Origin of the sequence: Klebsiella sp. C283, assembly GCF_048822555.1 — a bacterium.
Lineage (GTDB): Bacteria > Pseudomonadota > Gammaproteobacteria > Enterobacterales > Enterobacteriaceae > Klebsiella > Klebsiella quasipneumoniae.
The window spans coordinates 630,796-648,468 of the sequence record NZ_JBMEZS010000001.1; the positions used below are offsets into that span (position 1 = coordinate 630,796).

Annotated in this window: 15 protein-coding genes; 7 read left to right on the forward strand and 8 right to left on the reverse strand. The window is 59.4% G+C overall.

The features are described from left to right. Window positions 1-4: 4 nt before the first annotated feature. From ACOI7Z_RS02905 to rutA, 5 genes are read right to left on the reverse strand one after another with little or no spacing between them, the layout of a single operon-like run. Window positions 5-595: a malonic semialdehyde reductase gene (locus tag ACOI7Z_RS02905; protein ID WP_087849006.1), complete on the reverse strand. Its 591-nt coding sequence runs from the start codon at window positions 593-595 to the stop codon at window positions 5-7. Then, a complete protein-coding gene (gene rutD, locus ACOI7Z_RS02910; RefSeq protein WP_023289098.1) occupies window positions 592-1,395 on the reverse strand; it encodes a pyrimidine utilization protein D in 804 nt (267 codons plus the stop codon). The genes ACOI7Z_RS02905 and rutD overlap by 4 nt, the downstream gene beginning before the upstream one ends. Then, window positions 1,392-1,784 carry a pyrimidine utilization protein C gene (rutC, locus tag ACOI7Z_RS02915; protein WP_023289099.1) on the reverse strand — a complete coding sequence of 131 codons (393 nt, stop codon included), beginning with the start codon at window positions 1,782-1,784 and terminating at the stop codon, window positions 1,392-1,394. The genes rutD and rutC overlap by 4 nt, the downstream gene beginning before the upstream one ends. Continuing rightward, a complete protein-coding gene (rutB, locus tag ACOI7Z_RS02920) occupies window positions 1,777-2,487 on the reverse strand; it encodes a pyrimidine utilization protein B (RefSeq protein ID WP_044522018.1) in 711 nt (236 codons plus the stop codon). The genes rutC and rutB overlap by 8 nt, the downstream gene beginning before the upstream one ends. After that, a complete protein-coding gene (gene rutA / locus ACOI7Z_RS02925) occupies window positions 2,487-3,578 on the reverse strand; it encodes a pyrimidine utilization protein A (protein ID WP_004204507.1) in 1,092 nt (363 codons plus the stop codon). Before rutA ends, rutB begins: the two co-directional genes overlap by 1 nt. Window positions 3,579-3,862: 284 nt before the next feature. On the opposite strand from rutA, the gene rutR reads away from it, so the two are divergent. Then, entirely contained in the window at window positions 3,863-4,501 is a 639-nt protein-coding gene (rutR, locus tag ACOI7Z_RS02930; protein WP_065881766.1) for an HTH-type transcriptional regulator RutR, read from the forward strand. Here the strand turns inward: rutR and ACOI7Z_RS02935 are convergent. Continuing rightward, window positions 4,498-4,893, reverse strand: coding sequence for a lysozyme inhibitor LprI family protein (locus tag ACOI7Z_RS02935; RefSeq protein WP_023289101.1), 396 nt, complete (start codon window positions 4,891-4,893; stop codon window positions 4,498-4,500). The genes rutR and ACOI7Z_RS02935 overlap by 4 nt on opposite strands. Before the next feature lie 129 nt (window positions 4,894-5,022). Further along, complete coding sequence (putA, locus tag ACOI7Z_RS02940) at window positions 5,023-8,985, reverse strand: trifunctional transcriptional regulator/proline dehydrogenase/L-glutamate gamma-semialdehyde dehydrogenase (RefSeq protein ID WP_023289102.1); 3,963 nt, start codon at window positions 8,983-8,985, stop codon at window positions 5,023-5,025. Between the two features lie 421 nt (window positions 8,986-9,406). Between putA and putP the strand changes: the two genes are divergently transcribed. Both putP and ACOI7Z_RS02950 read left to right on the forward strand, forming a co-directional pair. Beyond that, a complete protein-coding gene (putP, locus tag ACOI7Z_RS02945) occupies window positions 9,407-10,915 on the forward strand; it encodes a sodium/proline symporter PutP (RefSeq protein WP_023289103.1) in 1,509 nt (502 codons plus the stop codon). Between the two features lie 134 nt (window positions 10,916-11,049). Further along, window positions 11,050-11,484 carry a DUF3574 domain-containing protein gene (locus ACOI7Z_RS02950; protein WP_044522031.1) on the forward strand — a complete coding sequence of 145 codons (435 nt, stop codon included), beginning with the start codon at window positions 11,050-11,052 and terminating at the stop codon, window positions 11,482-11,484. Between the two features lie 31 nt (window positions 11,485-11,515). Here the strand turns inward: ACOI7Z_RS02950 and ACOI7Z_RS02955 are convergent, their stop codons facing one another. Further along, on the reverse strand, window positions 11,516-12,700 hold the full coding sequence (locus ACOI7Z_RS02955) for a NupC/NupG family nucleoside CNT transporter (RefSeq protein WP_087849049.1): 1,185 nt from the start codon (window positions 12,698-12,700) through the stop codon (window positions 11,516-11,518). A gap of 270 nt (window positions 12,701-12,970) precedes the next feature. Here ACOI7Z_RS02955 and efeU point away from each other — a divergent pair, with 270 nt between their 5' ends. The 4 genes from efeU (at window position 12,971) to phoH (ending at window position 17,561) form a co-directional block, all read left to right on the forward strand. Beyond that, window positions 12,971-13,801 carry an iron uptake transporter permease EfeU gene (gene efeU / locus ACOI7Z_RS02960; RefSeq protein WP_032452417.1) on the forward strand — a complete coding sequence of 277 codons (831 nt, stop codon included), beginning with the start codon at window positions 12,971-12,973 and terminating at the stop codon, window positions 13,799-13,801. 51 nt (window positions 13,802-13,852) lie between these two features. Next, entirely contained in the window at window positions 13,853-14,980 is a 1,128-nt protein-coding gene (gene efeO, locus ACOI7Z_RS02965) for an iron uptake system protein EfeO (RefSeq protein WP_087849005.1), read from the forward strand. A 4-nt stretch (window positions 14,981-14,984) separates the two neighbouring features. Continuing rightward, complete coding sequence (gene efeB, locus ACOI7Z_RS02970) at window positions 14,985-16,268, forward strand: iron uptake transporter deferrochelatase/peroxidase subunit (protein WP_023289108.1); 1,284 nt, start codon at window positions 14,985-14,987, stop codon at window positions 16,266-16,268. A gap of 504 nt (window positions 16,269-16,772) precedes the next feature. After that, window positions 16,773-17,561: a phosphate starvation-inducible protein PhoH gene (gene phoH / locus ACOI7Z_RS02975; protein WP_002898923.1), complete on the forward strand. Its 789-nt coding sequence runs from the start codon at window positions 16,773-16,775 to the stop codon at window positions 17,559-17,561. The last annotated feature ends 112 nt before the right edge of the window (window positions 17,562-17,673 follow it).

Sequence of the window (17,673 nt, forward strand, 5' to 3'; positions counted from 1 at the left end):
CTCCTTATGCCAGCAGGCAGGCTTCATCAAAGGACAGACGCGGCAGGCGGCCATACAGTTTGCCGGGGTCGCCATAGCCGATGTTCACCAGCAGGTTGCTTTTCCAGCCGTTGTCGGCGAAAAACGCGGCATCGACTTTTTCCCGATCGAAACCGGACATCGGCCCGGTGTCGAGTCCCAAAGCCCGGCAGGCGAAAATCAGATACGCCGCCTGCAGGGAGCTGTTGCGAAACGCGGTCTCTTCCGCCAGCTGCGGGCTGGAGGTGAACCAGCTGCGGGCATCGCCGTGGGGAAACAGGGTCGGTAGCCGGTCGTAAAAGGCGCTGTCCCACGCCACGATGGCGGTCACCGGCGCCTGCATGGTTTTCTTCAGATTGCCGCTGGAGAGCGTCGGGCGGAGCTTCTCTTTGCCGTCCGCGCTGCGCACGAACACGATGCGCGCCGGCGAACAGTTGGCGGAAGTCGGCCCCATTTTCATCAGGTCCCAGACTGCCTGCAGCTGCGCATCGCTCACTGGCTTATCCAGCCAGCCGTTGTGGGTCCGGGCCTGGGTAAACAGCGTCTCGCAGGCCGTCTGGTTTATCGCGTCGTTCATCGGATCTCCCTGGCGACCGGCAGCATAGCGGCCAGCCCGTCGCGTAAAATGGTATTAAAGGTATCGGCGTCGGTGACGTTGCAGGCATGCCCGCCCCACGGCATTTCCACGCGCTGGCTGCCGGGGATCGCCGTCTGCAGCACGCGGGAGCAGGAGGCCGGGACCAGCAGGTCGTCAGCGGCGCTAACCATCAGCGTCGGGCAGGCGATGGCCGCCGCGCGACGGGAAAAATCAGCCTGCTTCAGGGCCTGCAGCCGCTTCAGCAGGTTCTCCTTGCCCTGAAAATGGCTAATGGCAAGCGCATCTTCGGCTTCGAGGCGCGGCAGGCGCGCGGCCATCCATTCCGCCGGGTAGAGAAACAGCGGCTGCGCTTCGACCCACGCCTGCGCGCCGCCGGCATGCAGCAGACGCTCGCGCACCAGGAAGCAGCGGCGGGTGTGCGGCGACAGCGACAGCCAGCCGTTGACCAGCACCAGGGCGCTCACCGCCTCGGGGCGATCGAGCGCCAGCTGCAGGCCAATCAGCGCCCCCAGCGCGTGGCCCACCAGCGCGAAGCGGGCGATCCCCGCCGCCTGCAGAGCGCTGAACAGCTCCCCGGCCATCGTCGCCATGCTGTAGTCGGCGGGCAGCGGACCGGCGTTCTCCCCGGTCCCGTTATGGTCATAACTCACCAGCTGATACTGTTCCTCCAGCGCCGCGCGCTGCGCCAGCCAGTAGCCGCCGCCGCCGCCCAGACCTGCGCTGAGGACCACCACCGGCGCGCCGGGCCATGGGGCCGGAGCAATATTGAGCCTCATCATGTCGGGGTGCCGATATGGGCGACGCTGGCGATTTCCACCAGCGCATCGGGCTTCACCAGCCCGCACTGAATGCAGAAGCGCGCGGGTTTATCGCCGGGGAAGAACTCGGCGTAAACCTCGTTAATCGCGGCGTAATTTGTCCAGTCGGTGATAAAGATGCTGTTGAAAGTCACATCCGCCATACTCCCGCCCGCCGTTTCGATAACGCTCTTGATGGTCTCCAGCACGTGGCGGGTTTGCGCCTTTGGGTCGCCGATGTGCACCACATTGTTTTGCTTATCAAACGGCAGAGTGCCGGAGACGTAGATCACGCCATCGGCGAGCGTCCCCGGAACAAAGGGGGCAATCGGCGTGGTGGTGCCTGGCGGAATAATCACCTGTTTAGGCATAACGTTTCTCCTGGGCTAAAGACAGCGGGGTGGCAGGGGACAGCGCGCGGCAGAAGCTCTCGACATCGCTGACCCAGCCGAAAAAGGTTTCTATATTGAACAGCGCCGCCTGCTGGGCGAAGGCCGGTCCGGCCTGATGGGTAGCATCCTCCAGCACCACGCCGAAGTATTCGAGGAAGAAACCATCGCGCAGCGTCGATTCGACGCAGACGTTGGTGGCGATCCCGGTGAACACCAGATGACGGATGCCGCGGCTGCGCAAAATGCTGTCGAGCGGAGTGTTAAAGAAGCCGCTGTAGCGCGGTTTCGGCAACACGATGTCGCCTTCCTGCGGCGTCAGCTCGTCCACCAGCTGATAATCCCAGCCGCCTTTCGCCAGCAGCTTGCCCTGCAGTTCCGGGCGCTGACGCATCGTTTTCAGCGCGTTGGACTTATGGTAGTTCGGCGAGCCCGGGCCGCCGGCTTCAACATACTGGTCATCCCAGCCGTTCTGGAACCAGATAATCAGCATGCCCGCGGCGCGGGCGGCGGCGACGGCGGTATTAATATTGTCGATAACCGGCCGGGTGGCGGAGACGTCAAATCCGGCGAGATCCAGATAACCGCCGAGGCTGGCGTAGGCGTTCTGCATGTCGACAACAATCAGCGCGCTCTGCTGCGGCGCGAAGGTCAGGGATTCCGGGCGAGCGGGAAGGGTAATCATCAGGCCACCTCACGGGTAACAGGAGCAATATGGTCCCGGCAGCGCATCAGCGGCTGAATGCGTTCGCCAAAAGCGTCGATGCCGGCAAGAAAATCATCAAAGGTCAGCAGCACGCCGTCGGTACCGGGCACGCTCGCGACTTCATCAAGCATACGGGCGACGCTGGCATAGGATCCGACAAGGGTGCCCATGTTGATATTGACCGCCGAGGTGGGGTCGGCCATCTGGCGCACGTTGGTATCGCTGCCGGAGCGGGTGTCTTTCTGACTCTGCTCGGTGAGCCACGCCAGCGCTTCTTCATCGGCGCCCGCTTTGTAGTGCTCCCATTTGGCGCGCGCCGCTTCGTCGGTTTCGTCAGCGATCACCATGAACAGCACATAGGAGCCTACGTCACGGCCGGTTTTTTCCGCCGCCTGCATCATACGCGCCGCGGTCGGCGCGAAGGCCGTTGGCGTGTTGACCCCTTTGCCAAAGCAGAAGTTATAGTCGGCGTGCTGGGCGGAGAAGGCCATGCCGGCGTCACTCTGCCCGGCGCAGATCACCTTCATCGGCTGCGAAGGGCGAGGGCTGACCCGGCAGTCGTTCATGGTGAAGTAGTCGCCTTTGAAATCGCTGCGCCCGGTGCCCCACAGGTCGCGGAGCACCTGAACGTATTCGGTGAGATAGTCATAGCGGCTGGCGAAATAGTCATCCCCCGGCCACATGCCCATCTGGTCATATTCCGGTTTTTGCCAGCCGGTCACCAGATTGACGCCAAACCGGCCGCCGGAGATGGAGTCGATGGTGGAGGCCATCCGGGCGACGATCGCCGGCGGCAGCGTGAGGGTGGCGGCGGTGGCGTAGATCTGGATCTTCGAGGTCACCGCGGCCAGGCCGGCCATCAGGGTGAAGGACTCCAGGTTGTGATCCCAGAATTCGGTTTTCCCGCCGAAGCCGCGCAGCTTGATCATGGAGAGCGCGAAGTCGAAATGGTAGTGCTCGGCTTTCTGTACGATAGCCTTATTCAGTTCGAAGGTCGGCATATACTGCGGGGCATGGGTGGAGATCAGCCAGCCGTTGTTGCCAATGGGAACGAAAACACCAATTTTCATACCTACCTCTCTACAGTCATGGAAGATGGGTTGCGGTGGCGCGGCATCCTGCCTCTCCCTGGACCACCTCGCAGAAGAGGTAAAGCAAACGCAATGCCAGTTTTATAAATGCTAATGTTATTAATGTGTTGCTATTGGGTTGCTAAAAAGGACGATAAAAAAGTGGACTGGATGGTCAAAATCAGTGCACGAAAAAACGGCAGTCATGCGCAATCAGGGTGCATGGGGTCGTGTCGGCGAAGGGCTTTTGCTATGCTGGTGGCGTCAACTGAAGGAGAGGATGTATGGCACAGGGCGCGGTGAAGAAAAACGGCAAACGTTCACAAGCGGTCAGCGCCAAAAAGGAGGCCATTCTGGCCGCCGCGCTGGAGGCATTTTCGCAATTTGGTATTCACGGTACGCGGCTGGACCAGGTGGCTGAGCGCGCCGGGGTGTCGAAAACCAATCTGCTCTATTACTACCCTTCGAAAGAGGCGCTGTACGTGGCCGTTCTGCAGCAGATCCTCGCCATCTGGCTGGCGCCGCTGAAGGCCTTTCGCGAGGATATCAGCCCGCTGGTGGCGATCCGCGAGTATATTCGCCTGAAGCTGGAGGTGTCCCGCGATCACCCCCAGGCCTCGAAGCTCTTCTGCCTTGAGATGTTGCAGGGCGCGCCGCTGCTGATGGGCGAACTGACCGGGGATCTGAAAGCGCTGGTCGATGAGAAATCGGCGATTGTTTCCGGTTGGATCGACCGCGGCAAGCTGGCGCCGGTCGATCCGCAGCATTTAATCTTTATGATCTGGGCCACTACCCAGCATTACGCCGACTTCGCCACCCAGGTGGAGGCGGTCACCGGCGCCACGCTGCAGGACGCGGCCTTTTTTGAGCAAACGGTCGATAATGTCCAGCGGATGATTATCGAAGGCATTCGCGTCCGTTAATTGGCCGGCGGCAGCGGGCAGCTTTGATCGCCGTCCTCGCACTGCAGCAGCGAGGCGAGGAAAGATTCCCGCTCCACGCTCTTATCGGTCATGCACTGGCTCACCAGCATCGGCTGCATGCTGCCGCCTTCGGCTCCGGACGCGAGGAAAGCGCAGTCGGCGTCGCGCAGGGCGATCCATGCCTGCTGGGCCTGCTTCAGTAATGTCTGCTGTTTACCCACCGCACGCTGCAGAGCCTGCTGCCAGGTGTCGTTCAGTTTTTTGTCGGCTGCTTGATACTGCGCGGCCGCGCACTGATTCATTTCGGTCTGGGTGTTGGCGTTGCTGCACTCGTCCGCCAGCGCCGCGCCGCTGGCCAGCAAGACCGCCGCGGCAAATAACATGCGTTTCATTGTTCTGCTCCCATAAAAAAGGCTCCCGTCCGGGAGCCTTAATTAAGCACAGCTGACGTCGGCTGTCATTAGCTGATCGCATCGCCGATTTCCCGGATGGCGGCGCACAGCGCCACCGGGGAGCCCGTCTTAGCCGATGGTCATCAGGCTGGCGTTACCGCCTGCCGCCGCGGTGTTGACGCTCAGCGAACGCTCGATGTACAACCGCTCCAGCAGCAGATTGGTTTCGCCGCGGGCGAAGCCCTGCACGGAGACAATCGCCCCGTCGCGCGCCGCCACCTGCTCGCACAGCTCGCGCAGCTGGTCGGAGTCGCCGTGATAGATAACCGCGTCGAAGGCCTGGCCAGGCAACTGATCCGCTTTGGCGAAACGGATCCGCTCGCTGACGTCCCGCGGGAGTTTCTTCGCCAGATCGCGCTGCAGGGCGCTGTCCGGCCACAGCACTTCACAACCGACCGCCAGCACGGCCGCCAGCTGGATCAGCGCATCCTGCTCATTATCCGCCACGCACAGCACGCGCTCGCGAGGCATCAGCGTCAGGGTGTTGCGCTCGCCGGTGGGCCCCGGAAGCAGGCGTTGGGTGCCGCTTTGCGCCTGCTCGCTGTACTGCTGGCACAGCGCCTGCAGCTCAGGACGGCCCGCCGCCCACTGCTGCAGCGCCTGCAGCGGTTTTTCCAGCAGCGTTTTCAGCTGGGCGTCCAGCGGACGCTCTGCATCCTGGCGGGCGAAGGTCACGCCAACCGCGCCCTGCGGACGGCTGGAGAGCAGGCGGTAAAGGTACAGCGGACCGCCGGCTTTTGGACCGGTACCGGACAACCCTTCGCCGCCGAACGGCTGCACGCCGACCACCGCGCCAACCATATTGCGGTTGACGTACAGGTTGCCCACCTTTGCGCTGCCGGTGACCTGGGCGATGGTCTCGTCGATACGGGTATGTACGCCGAGGGTCAGGCCGTAGCCGGAAGCGTTAATCTGCTCCACCAGTTTGTCCAGCTCGTTACGGTTATAGCGCACCACGTGCAGCACCGGGCCGAAGACCTCTTTTTTCAGCTCGTCGAAGCTGTCGAGTTCGATAAGCGTCGGCGGCACAAAGGTCCCGTGGTTCCATTCGCGGGCGTCTTCGCTATTCTCGCGCACCGCCTGATAGACGGTGCGGCCTTTGGCGCGCATCGTCTGAATATGGCGTTCGATATTCTCTTTCGCTTCCGCATCGATAACCGGGCCGATATCGGTGGTCAGGCGGCCGGGATTGCCCATCCGGCACTCGCTCATCGCGCCGCGCAGCATGGTTAAGGTGTGGTCGGCTACCTCTTCCTGCAGGCAGAGGACGCGCAGGGCGGAGCAGCGCTGACCGGCGCTGTCGAACGCGGAAGCCAGGACGTCGATCACCACCTGCTCGGTAAGCGCCGACGAGTCGACGATCATCGCGTTCATCCCGCCGGTTTCGGCGATCAGCGGCGTTGGGCGTCCCTGAGCGTCGAGGCGGCTGGCGATATTGCGTTGCAGCAGGGTGGCCACTTCGGTGGAGCCGGTGAACATCACGCCGCGCACGCGCTCATCGGATGTCAGCGCGGCGCCGACGGTTTCCCCGCGGCCCGGCAGCAGCTGGATCACCCCTGGCGGCACGCCGGCTTCCAGCAGGATCGCCACGCCCTGAGCGGCGATAAGCGGCGTCTGCTCGGCCGGTTTCGCCAGCACGCTGTTGCCGGCCGCCAGCGCGGCGGCAATCTGCCCGGTGAAGATCGCCAGCGGGAAGTTCCACGGGCTGATACAGACCACCGGACCCAGCGGACGGTGGGTTTCATTATCGAAATCGTCGCGCACCTGACCGGCGTAGTAGTGGAGGAAGTCAACGGCTTCGCGCACTTCGGCGATGGCGTTGCTGAAGGTTTTACCCGCTTCGCGCACCAGGATCCCCATCAGGGTCGGCATCTGGCTTTCCATCAGCACCGCGGCGCGCTCAAGAATGGCGGCGCGCTCCTGCGGCGGGGTGGCGAACCAGATGGGCGCGTTGTTGATAGCGCTGGTCAGCGCCTGCTGCACTTCGTCATCGCTGGCTTCGCGGACGTAACCGACGATATCCTTCGGCTCCGCCGGGTTGACCACCGGCTGCATCTCGCCTTCGGCTACCGGCTGCTCCAGCATCGGCAATGCCTGCCATTTATGCAGGGCGCTGTTGAGCAGGGAAGAGGAGAGGGAGGCCAGACGATGTTCGTTAGCCAGATCCAGACCGGCGGAGTTGCTCCGGCCGCTGCCGTAGAGATCGCGCGGCAGCGGAATTTTCGGGTGCGGCAGACCGGCCTGGCCTTCCTGCTGCGCCAGTTTTTCCACCGCGCTGACCGGGTCGGCCACCAACTCGTCCAGCGGCAGGGTATTGTCCGCGATACGGTTGACGAAGGAGGTATTGGCGCCATTCTCCAGCAGACGACGCACCAGATACGCCAGCAGCGTCTCGTGGGTGCCCACCGGAGCGTAGATCCGGCACGGCCGGTTCAGTTTGCCGTCGGCGACTTTGCCCACCACCTGCTCGTACAGCGGTTCGCCCATGCCGTGCAGGCACTGGAACTCATACTGGCCAGGGTAGTAGTTCTGGCCCGCCAGCTGGTAGATAGCCGCCAGAGTATGGGCGTTGTGAGTGGCGAACTGCGGATAAATCAGGTTCGGCACCGCCAGCAGCTTTTTCGCGCAGGCGAGATAGGAGACGTCGGTGTAAACCTTGCGGGTGTAGACCGGGTAGCCTTCGAGACCTTCCATCTGCGCGCGTTTGATTTCGCTGTCCCAGTAGGCGCCTTTCACCAGACGGATCATCAGGCGACGACGGCTGCGGGTGGCGAGATCGATCAGCGCGTCGATGACGAACGGGCAGCGCTTTTGGTAGGCCTGAATAACAAAACCAATGCCGTTCCAGCCCGCCAGCTCCGGCTCGAAGCACAGTTTTTCCAGCAGGTCGAGGGAGATCTCGAGACGGTCGGCCTCTTCAGCATCGATGTTAATGCCGATGTCATACTGGCGCGCCAGCAGGGTCAGCGATTTCAGACGCGGATAGAGCTCTTCCATCACCCGGTCATACTGGGCGCGGCTGTAGCGCGGGTGCAGAGCCGAGAGCTTAATGGAGATGCCCGGGCCTTCATAAATGCCGCGGCCGTTGGAAGCTTTGCCGATGGCATGGATCGCCTGCTGATAAGAGACCATATAGGCCTGGGCGTCGGCGGCGGTCAGGGCCGCTTCGCCGAGCATATCGTAGGAGTAGCGGAAACCTTTATCTTCCAGCTTGCGGGCGTTAGCCAGCGCTTCGGCGATGGTTTCCCCGGTGACGAACTGCTCGCCCATCAGGCGCATCGCCATATCCACGCCCTTACGGATCAGCGGTTCGCCGCTCTTGCCGATGATGCGGTTCAGCGAGCGTGAGAGGCTGGTTTCGTTGTGGGTGGAGACCAGTTTGCCGGTGAATAGCAGCCCCCAGGTGGCGGCATTGACGAACAGCGACGGGCTGCGGCCGATGTGCGACTGCCAGTTGCCGTTGCTGATTTTGTCGCGGATCAGCGCATCGCGGGTGGCTTTATCCGGAATACGCAGCAGGGCTTCCGCCAGGCACATCAGCGCCACCCCTTCCTGTGAGGAGAGGGAGAACTCCTGCAGCAGACTCTGCACCATGCCGGCGCGGCCGCTGGCGGTCTTCTGGTTGCGCAGTTTTTCCGCCAGCTGATACGCCAGCTTATGCGCCTGCTCGCCCAGCGGCTGCGGCAGTCGGGCCTGCTCCAGCAGCATCGGCACCGCGTCGGTTTCCGGGCGACGCCAGGCGGCGGTGATCGCCGCGCGGCTCACCGACTGCGGCAGGATCTGCTCGGCGAATTCGAGGAACGGCTGATACGGCTCTTCCGCCGGGGAACCCGCTTCATCGCTTTCATTGGCGGCCCCGGAGAGCAGCGCCGGCAGTTCGGGCAGCGTTTCGTCGTTCTCCAGCTTTTCCAGATAGTTGAAGATGGCCTGCTTAATCAGCCAGTGCGGCGTGCGGTCAATGCGGCTCGCAGCGGACTTAATGCGCTCGCGGGTTGCGTCGTCAAGCTTAACACCCATGGTGGTGGTGCCCATGCTCAAAACTCCTGTCATTTATCGTTAGGCTTATGCGGTTGCCTGGAAATATCCACTATGTTGCAACTTTGTGCAACCTTGTTAATTGAGGCGTGTGACGAAAGCCGTGAAATGGCGGATTTGTTAAAAATAGTGCCTAAAATAGCAGAATTTTAACCCCGGGCTCATAGGGTATTTGTATGCGTGAGTTAACACTTTTGTTTGGTGCAACCTTTAAAAACGTGAGAGAGTGCAACCTCTCGCAAATTGACGTTTTGCGCCGTCGGTTTTTCGTGTAAATGCTGTGTTAAATCGTTTGTGAAAAACCGAAGCTTCCGTCAGGATACGGTCGCCCAATTAAACAATGCGCCATTACCCCGTTCCGGTAGTGGAAAAAAACGACGAAGTTGGACGCTGTCGATAAAAATTCTGGAGACTTTGCATGGCTATTAGCACACCGATGCTGGTGACATTTATTATTTATATTCTTGGTATGGTATTGATAGGGTTTATTGCCTGGCGTTCGACCAAAAACTTTGATGATTATATTCTCGGGGGACGCAGTCTGGGGCCATTTGTGACCGCGCTTTCCGCCGGCGCCTCGGACATGAGCGGCTGGCTGCTGATGGGCCTGCCGGGCGCCATTTTCCTCTCCGGGATTTCCGAAAGCTGGATCGCCATCGGCTTAACGCTGGGGGCGTGGGTTAACTGGAAGCTGGTAGCCGGGCGCCTGCGCGTGCATACCGAGGTGAATAATAACGCCCTGACGCTGCCCGATTATTTTACCGGCCGTTTTGAAGATAAAAGCCGGGTGCTGAGAATTATTTCAGCGCTGGTTATTCTGCTGTTCTTTACCATCTATTGCGCCTCGGGAATTGTGGCGGGGGCGCGTCTGTTTGAAAGCACCTTCGGCATGAGTTATGAAACCGCGCTGTGGGCCGGCGCGGCGGCAACGATTATCTATACCTTTGTCGGCGGCTTCCTCGCCGTCAGCTGGACGGATACCGTGCAGGCCAGCCTGATGATTTTCGCGCTGATCCTCACCCCGGTGATCGTGATTATTTCCGTCGGCGGCTTTGGCGATTCGCTGGAAGTCATTAAGCAAAAGAGCATCGAAAATATCGACATGCTGAAAGGGCTGAATTTCGTGGCGATTATTTCGCTGATGGGCTGGGGACTGGGTTATTTCGGTCAGCCGCATATTCTGGCGCGCTTTATGGCGGCGGATTCGCACCACAGCATCGTCCACGCGCGTCGCATTAGTATGACCTGGATGATCCTCTGCCTCGCCGGGGCGGTGGCCGTCGGCTTCTTTGGTATCGCCTACTTCAATAGCAACCCGAGCCTGGCGGGCGCGGTTAACCAGAATGCCGAGCGCGTGTTTATCGAACTGGCGCAAATCCTGTTTAACCCATGGATTGCCGGGATCCTGCTGTCGGCGATTCTGGCGGCGGTGATGTCCACCCTGAGCTGTCAGCTGCTGGTCTGCTCCAGCGCGATTACCGAAGACCTGTATAAAGCCTTCCTACGTAAAAACGCCGGTCAGAAAGAGCTGGTGTGGGTGGGCCGGATGATGGTGCTGGTGGTTGCCCTGGTGGCGATTGCCCTGGCGGCCAATCCGGAAAACCGCGTGCTGGGTCTGGTGAGCTATGCCTGGGCCGGCTTCGGCGCCGCCTTTGGTCCGGTGGTGCTGTTCTCGGTGATGTGGTCGCGCATGACCCGTAACGGCGCGCTGGCCGGGATGGTGATTGGCGCCCTGACCGTGATCGTCTGGAAGCAGTTTGGCTGGCTGGGCCTGTATGAAATTATTCCGGGCTTTGTCTTCGGCAGCATCGGGATCGTGGTCTTTAGCCTGCTGGATAAAGCGCCGTCGGCCAGCATGCAGCAGCGCTTCGCCGAAGCGGATGCCCACTACCATACGCCGCCGCCGGTACGCGCCACGGCTGAGTAAGATCAACTGATGTTCACGAGCCCGCCGCTGGCGGGCTTTTTTTTGCCTGTTGCCGGGCTGGAATATTATAACCCTTGCTAATTATTTGAAAATCCGCTGATATTTCCTGACTAATAACAATGAGGATAGCAAAGATGACGTTCAGACAGGGTGCAATGGCGCTGGTGCTGGCAGGGTTACTCAGCGGCTGCGCGGCGGGTGGAAGTTCGTCGACCAGCGCGCCGAAGCCCGGCGCCTGCCCGGCGGATCAGTCCATGGTGCAAACCACGCTTTACTTCGGCCTGAGCCGCCCGGCGGGGAAAGACATCACCCCTGATGAGTGGCAACAGTTTGTCGACCGCGACGTCACGCCGCGTTTTCGCGACGGGCTGACGGTGTTTGACGCTCGCGGCCAGTGGCTGGGCCAGAATGGACAGGTGGTGCGGGAGCAGAGTAAGGCGCTGATGGTGATCCATGGCAACGACGCGCAGAGCGAGGCCGGTATTGAGGCGCTGCGCCAGGGCTATAAATCACGGTTCGCGCAGGAGTCGGTGATGCGTGTCGACCAGCCGGTCTGCGTACAGTTCTGAGTTAACGGCGGGGGCAGCCCCGCCGTTTGTCTTACAGCACCAGCCCGGCGAAGCTGGCCGAAAGCAGACTCACCAACGTGGCGCTATACACCAGCCGCAGGCCGAAGCGGGAGACGATATTGCCCTGCGGTTCATTCAGGCCTTTGATCGCTCCGGCGATAATGCCGATCGAGGCAAAGTTGGCAAACGACACCAGAAAGACCGAGAGAATGCCGAGCCCGCGCGGCGTCATGCTGGCGGCAATCTTTTGCAGCTCAATCATCGCCACAAATTCGTTCGCGACCAGCTTGGTGGCCATGATGCTGCCGGCGTTCAGCGCATCGCTCAGCGGAATGCCGATAAGCCAGGCCAGCGGGTAGAAGACGTAGCCGAGGATCTGCTGGAAGCTGAGGCCAAACAGGGTAGCGAACAGCGCGTTAATGGCGCTGATCAGCGCGATAAAGCCGATCAGCATCGCCAGAATAATCATCGCCACCTTAAAGCCGGCCAGAATATATTCCCCGAGCATTTCAAAGAAACTCTGCGATTCATGCAGCTTCTCCAGCTTTATTTCCTGCTCGCTGCCCTGCCGCGTCGGGTTAATCACCGACAGCACGATAAAGGTGCTGAACATATTCAGCATCAGCGCCGCGACGACATATTTGGCGTCCAGCATGGTCATATAGGCGCCGACGATCGACAGCGATACGGTCGACATGGCCGTCGCCGCCATGGTGAACAGACGCCGCGAGGAGAGGTCGCCCAGCACGCCTTTGTAGGCGATGAAGTTTTCTGACTGGCCGAGGATCAGTGAGCTGACGGCGTTGAAGGACTCCAGCTTACCCATGCCGTTGACCTTCGACAGCAGGGTGCCAATGACGCGAATAAAAATCGGCAGGATCCGCCAGTGCTGGAGAATACCAATCAGCGCGGAAATAAACACAATTGGACACAGGACGCCAAGGAAAATAAAGGCTAAGCCTTTTTCGCTCATGCCGCCAAAGACGAAATTGGTCCCTTCGGCGGCAAAGCCTAATAGCGAAGCAAAAAAGCCGGAGATATTTTTCACCAGCCACAGGCCGCTTTCGGCGTGCAGGAAAAAGAAAGCGAGCGCTATTTCGATAATAATCAACTGGAGAATATAACGAATCCGAATTTTTTGTCTGTCATAGCTGACAAGCCAGGCCAGGGCGAGGATCACCGCCAGCGCCAGCAGGAAATGAAAAAATGCAGTCATGTTGTTCTTTTCGCAGGTCAATAAGGCCGCCATTTAGCCATAGCCGCTGCGACGGGTAAATATCTGACGTAAAAAATCCTTTGCTTATTCTTTTCCCTCATAACAGGCGAATATTTTCATAAGTCATTATTTGCCAGCGATTTATTTACAACTGATCATCATTCTCTGCACATTTTGCTTGTGTTTCTGAGTATTGTAATGATAATCACTATCATAAATATTACCTGTTTTTGCATTCGTTGACGGTGCTTTACATTTAAGGGTATTGGCATGTTTGTCCCATTTCTCATTATGTTACGCGAAGGCCTGGAGGCGGCGCTGATTGTCAGCCTGATCGCCAGCTATCTGAAACGCACCCAGCGCGGCAACTGGATTGGCGTGATGTGGATTGGCGTGATCCTCGCGGCGGCGCTGTGTCTTGGCTTAGGCATTTTTATCAACGAAACCACCGGTGAATTTCCTCAGCGTGAACAGGAGCTGTTCGAAGGGATCGTCGCGGTCATCGCGGTGGTGATCCTGACGTGGATGGTCTTCTGGATGCGCAATGTCTCACGCAACGTCAAGCAGCAGCTTGAACAGGCCGTGGACAAGGCGCTACAGCGCGGAAATCACCATGGCTGGGCGCTGGTGATGATGGTCTTTTTCGCGGTCGCCCGTGAGGGGCTGGAGTCGGTCTTCTTTCTGCTGGCGGCATTCCAGCAGGATGTCGGCATCTGGCCGCCGCTGGGGGCGCTGCTGGGGCTGGCCACGGCTATCGTGCTGGGCTTCCTGCTCTACTGGGGCGGTATCCGTCTCAACCTCGGCGTGTTCTTCAAATGGACCAGCCTGTTTATCCTGCTGGTGGCCGCTGGCCTGGCCGCGGGGGCGATCCGCGCCTTCCACGAGGCGGGCCTGTGGAACCTGTTCCAGGAGACCGCCTTCGATCTGAGCGCTGTGCTGTCGACGCATACGCTGTTCGGCACGCTGCTGGAAGGGATCTTCGGCTACCAGGAGACGCCAAGCGTCAGCGAAGTGGCTGTTTATCTGCTTTATCTGATCCCGGCGCTGGTGCTGTTTGCGCTGCCGCCGCGAAATAATACGACTGCCTCGCGGGCTGCCTGACCAGGCGCTGCGAGCTTATAAGCGACACTCTACTTACCGAAAGGGATGATCATGATGATTCATTTTCGCCGTAATGCGCTGCGGGTGACCGTGGCCGCGCTGCTCAGCTCTGCATTCGGTGCTCAGGCTGCGGATATCCCGCAGGTCAAAGTCACCGTCAACGATAAACAGTGCGAGCCGATGCAGGTGACCGTTAACGCGGGTAAAACCCAGTTTATTATTCAGAACCACAGCCAGAAAGCGCTGGAGTGGGAGATTCTGAAAGGGGTCATGGTGGTGGAAGAGCGTGAGAACATCGCGCCGGGCTTTACCCAGAAGCTCACCGCGAACCTGCAGCCGGGCGAATATGACATGACCTGCGGCCTGCTCACCAACCCGAAAGGCAAACTGATCGTCACCGGCGCCGCCACCAAAGACGCGGCGAAAGCCGATGCGGTGCTGAGCCTCGGCGAAGCGATCACCGCTTACAAAGCCTATGTGACGGCGGAAACCGCGCAGCTGGTCAGCGGCACCAAAGCCTTTACCGACGCGGTGAAAGCGGGCGATATCGAGAAAGCGAAAGCGCTGTACGCCCCGACGCGCCAGCATTACGAGCGCATCGAGCCGATCGCCGAGCTGTTCTCTGACCTTGACGGCAGCATCGACGCCCGCGAAGACGACTTCGAGAAAAAAGCGGAAGATCCGAAATTCACCGGTTTCCACCGTCTGGAAAAGGCGCTGTTTGGCGATAACAGTGTCAAGGGCATGGAAAAATACGCCGATCAGCTGAACAGCGATGTGCTGGAGCTGCAAAAACGCATCAGCGAGCTGGCGTTCCCGCCGTCAAAAGTCGTGGGCGGTGCGGCAGGATTAATTGAAGAAGTCGCGGCCAGCAAGATCAGCGGTGAAGAAGATCGCTACAGCCATACCGACCTGTGGGACTTCCAGGCCAATATTGACGGCGCGCAGAAAATTGTCGACCTGCTGCGCCCGCAGCTGCAAAAAGAGAACAGCGCGCTGCTGGCGAAAGTGGACGACAACTTTAAGAAAGTGGACAGTATCCTCAGCAAATACCGCACCAAAGACGGTTTCGAAACTTACGATAAGCTGACCACCGCTGACCGTAATGCGCTGAAAGGGCCGATCACCACCCTGGCGGAAGATCTGGCTCAGCTGCGCGGGATCCTGGGTCTGGACTAAGTCGATGGCACAACAGAAACCACACGACGTGAACGAGCCGTCACGTCGTCGCTTACTGAAAGGGATCGGCGCGCTTGGCGGCGCGCTGGCCATCACCGGCGGCTGCCCGGTGGCGCATGCGGCAAAAGCGGAAAGCTCCCCCGGGACGCTCGCACCCGACGCGCGTCAGGAAAAACAGCCATTCTACGGCCGGCATCAGGCGGGCATTCTGACGCCGCAGCAGGCCTCGATGATGCTGGTGGCGTTCGACGTGCTGGCGTCAGATAAAGCCGACCTCGAGCGTCTGTTCCGGCTTCTGACCCAGCGTATCGCTTTTTTAACCCACGGCGGCCCGGCGCCCGATACGCCTAATCCCCGGCTGCCGCCGATGGATTCCGGCATCTTAGGGCCGTGGATTGCCCCGGATAACCTGACCATCACCGTCTCGGTCGGCCATTCGCTGTTTGATGAGCGCTTTGGTCTCGCGGATAAAGTGCCGAGAAAACTGCAGCCGATGACTCGCTTCCCCAATGATTCGCTGGATGCCGCCCTGTGCCATGGCGACCTGCTGCTGCAGATCTGCGCCAATACTCAGGATACGGTGATCCACGCCCTGCGCGATGTCATCAAACATACGCCGGATTTGCTCAGCGTGCGCTGGAAGCGGGAAGGGTTTATCTCCGATAGCGCGGCGCGCAGCAAAGGCAAAGAGACCCCCATCAACCTGCTGGGTTTCAAAGACGGCACCGCTAATCCGGCGAGCCATGACAGCGCGCTGATGGATCAGGTCGTGTGGGTAACGGCGGATCAGGACGAGCCGGCCTGGGCCGTGGGCGGCAGCTATCAGGCGGCGCGCATCATCCAGTTTCACGTCGAGTTCTGGGACCGGACGCCGCTGAAAGAGCAGCAGACGATCTTTGGCCGCGACAAACACACCGGAGCGCCGCTGGGGATGAAAAACGAGCACGATACCCCGGATTACAGCAACGATCCTGGCGGCGAGACGATCGCGCTGGATAGCCATATTCGTCTGGCCAATCCTCGCACGCCGGAAACCCAGTCCAGCCTGATGATGCGCCGCGGCTACAGCTATTCGCTGGGCGTCACTAACGCCGGGCAACTGGATATGGGGCTGTTGTTCGTTTGCTATCAGCACGATCTGGAAAAGGGTTTTCTGACGGTGCAGAAACGGCTTAACGGCGAGGCGCTGGAGGAGTACGTCAAACCCATTGGCGGGGGCTACTTCTTTGTTTTACCCGGCGTAGTGGATGACAAGCACTACCTGGGACAGACGCTGCTGCAGGCCTGATACCGACCCTGTCCGCAAGGGCAGGGCGTTTTCTGCTGTTTTTCTCATTTTTCTTATATTTCCTGCCATGTGTTATATTTCTGTAATACAAATGACCGATAGTCTCCTACACTTGCTTAAGAACTATTTGTTGCGTCATTGTGAAAAATAAGTTGCATTAAGAATCTTTTTTGATGTACTTATTACATACGCGGTAGTTCCCGGCAGTGTGACGTTTCACTATGGAGATCGCGAATGGTAAGGTCCCGTACCGGACAACGTAAAACCACAGACCGTACTCTTCAGCACGGAAGCCCCGCTTCCGGCAGCGATTTTCTCACTCTTTCTCCCTCCGCTTCGAATTATTATCACCTTGGCAGGGTACGCGGTGCGCGTAGCCGCGACTCGTTGTCAGTTCTACCGGCAAGCAATGGCTTACAAGGAAGCCAAACCTCAATCGTTCGTGCGCATAGTCGCGTCGATGTTGACGCGTGTGATGTAAACCTACAACGCAAGGTGCTATCCATGGGAAGACAAAAAGCAGTGATCAAAGCTCGTCGTGAAGCAAAACGTGTGCTGAGACGGGATTCACGCAGTCATAAGCAGCGTGAAGAAGAATCGGTCACATCGCTTGTGCAAATGAGTGGCGTAGAAGCAATTGGCATGGCGCGGGACAGCCGTGATACTTCCCCAATTGAGGCGCGCAATGAGGCTCAGGCGCATTATCTGAATGCCATCGACAATAAACAGCTGATTTTCGCCACCGGCGAAGCCGGATGCGGCAAGACCTGGATTAGTGCGGCGAAGGCAGCGGAAGCGCTGATCCATAAGGATGTGGACAGAATTATTGTTACCCGTCCCGTTCTGCAGGCCGACGAAGATCTCGGCTTCTTACCGGGAGATATCGCCGAGAAGTTCGCGCCCTATTTCCGACCGGTTTACGACGTGCTGGTGAAAAGGTTGGGGGCTTCCTTTATGCAGTACTGCCTGCGTCCGGAAATCGGCAAGGTGGAAATCGCGCCGTTCGCCTATATGCGCGGACGTACCTTTGAAAATGCGGTGGTGATTCTGGACGAGGCCCAGAACGTGACCGCAGCGCAAATGAAGATGTTTTTAACCCGCCTCGGGGAGAACGTGACGGTCATCGTCAATGGCGATATCACCCAGTGCGACTTGCCCTCTGGTGTGAGATCTGGCCTAAGTGATGCGCTGGCGCGTTTTGAGGAAGATGAGATGATCGGCATCGTGCGTTTCACCACCGATGACTGCGTGCGCTCGGCCCTCTGCCAGCGGACGCTGAAAGCCTATTATTGAGCGTCATACTGTGAGCAAGGCCCGGGCTAGCCCGGGCTTTGTTGTTTTGATCTTTGCGACAGTCTGAAGTGCGGATAAACTTTCTGTTTTGAGGGATCCATCGCTGTAGGTG

Bases quoted from the DNA above. Each gene is read 5' to 3' on its own strand.
- ACOI7Z_RS02950 (WP_044522031.1), top strand. From the start codon at position 11,050: ATGACGTTCAGACAGGGTGCAATGGCGCTGGTGCTGGCAGGGTTACTC.
- efeO (WP_087849005.1), top strand. From the start codon at position 13,853: ATGATGATTCATTTTCGCCGTAATGCGCTGCGGGTGACCGTGGCCGCG.
- putP (WP_023289103.1), top strand. From the start codon at position 9,407: ATGGCTATTAGCACACCGATGCTGGTGACATTTATTATTTATATTCTT.
- efeB (WP_023289108.1), top strand. From the start codon at position 14,985: ATGGCACAACAGAAACCACACGACGTGAACGAGCCGTCACGTCGTCGC.
- ACOI7Z_RS02905 (WP_087849006.1), bottom strand. From the start codon at position 595: ATGAACGACGCGATAAACCAGACGGCCTGCGAGACGCTGTTTACCCAG.
- rutB (WP_044522018.1), bottom strand. From the start codon at position 2,487: ATGATTACCCTTCCCGCTCGCCCGGAATCCCTGACCTTCGCGCCGCAG.
- efeU (WP_032452417.1), top strand. From the start codon at position 12,971: ATGTTTGTCCCATTTCTCATTATGTTACGCGAAGGCCTGGAGGCGGCG.
- rutC (WP_023289099.1), bottom strand. From the start codon at position 1,784: ATGCCTAAACAGGTGATTATTCCGCCAGGCACCACCACGCCGATTGCC.
- rutD (WP_023289098.1), bottom strand. From the start codon at position 1,395: ATGATGAGGCTCAATATTGCTCCGGCCCCATGGCCCGGCGCGCCGGTG.
- phoH (WP_002898923.1), top strand. From the start codon at position 16,773: ATGGGAAGACAAAAAGCAGTGATCAAAGCTCGTCGTGAAGCAAAACGT.
- rutA (WP_004204507.1), bottom strand. From the start codon at position 3,578: ATGAAAATTGGTGTTTTCGTTCCCATTGGCAACAACGGCTGGCTGATC.
- putA (WP_023289102.1), bottom strand. From the start codon at position 8,985: ATGGGCACCACCACCATGGGTGTTAAGCTTGACGACGCAACCCGCGAG.
- ACOI7Z_RS02935 (WP_023289101.1), bottom strand. From the start codon at position 4,893: ATGAAACGCATGTTATTTGCCGCGGCGGTCTTGCTGGCCAGCGGCGCG.
- ACOI7Z_RS02955 (WP_087849049.1), bottom strand. From the start codon at position 12,700: ATGACTGCATTTTTTCATTTCCTGCTGGCGCTGGCGGTGATCCTCGCC.
- rutR (WP_065881766.1), top strand. From the start codon at position 3,863: ATGGCACAGGGCGCGGTGAAGAAAAACGGCAAACGTTCACAAGCGGTC.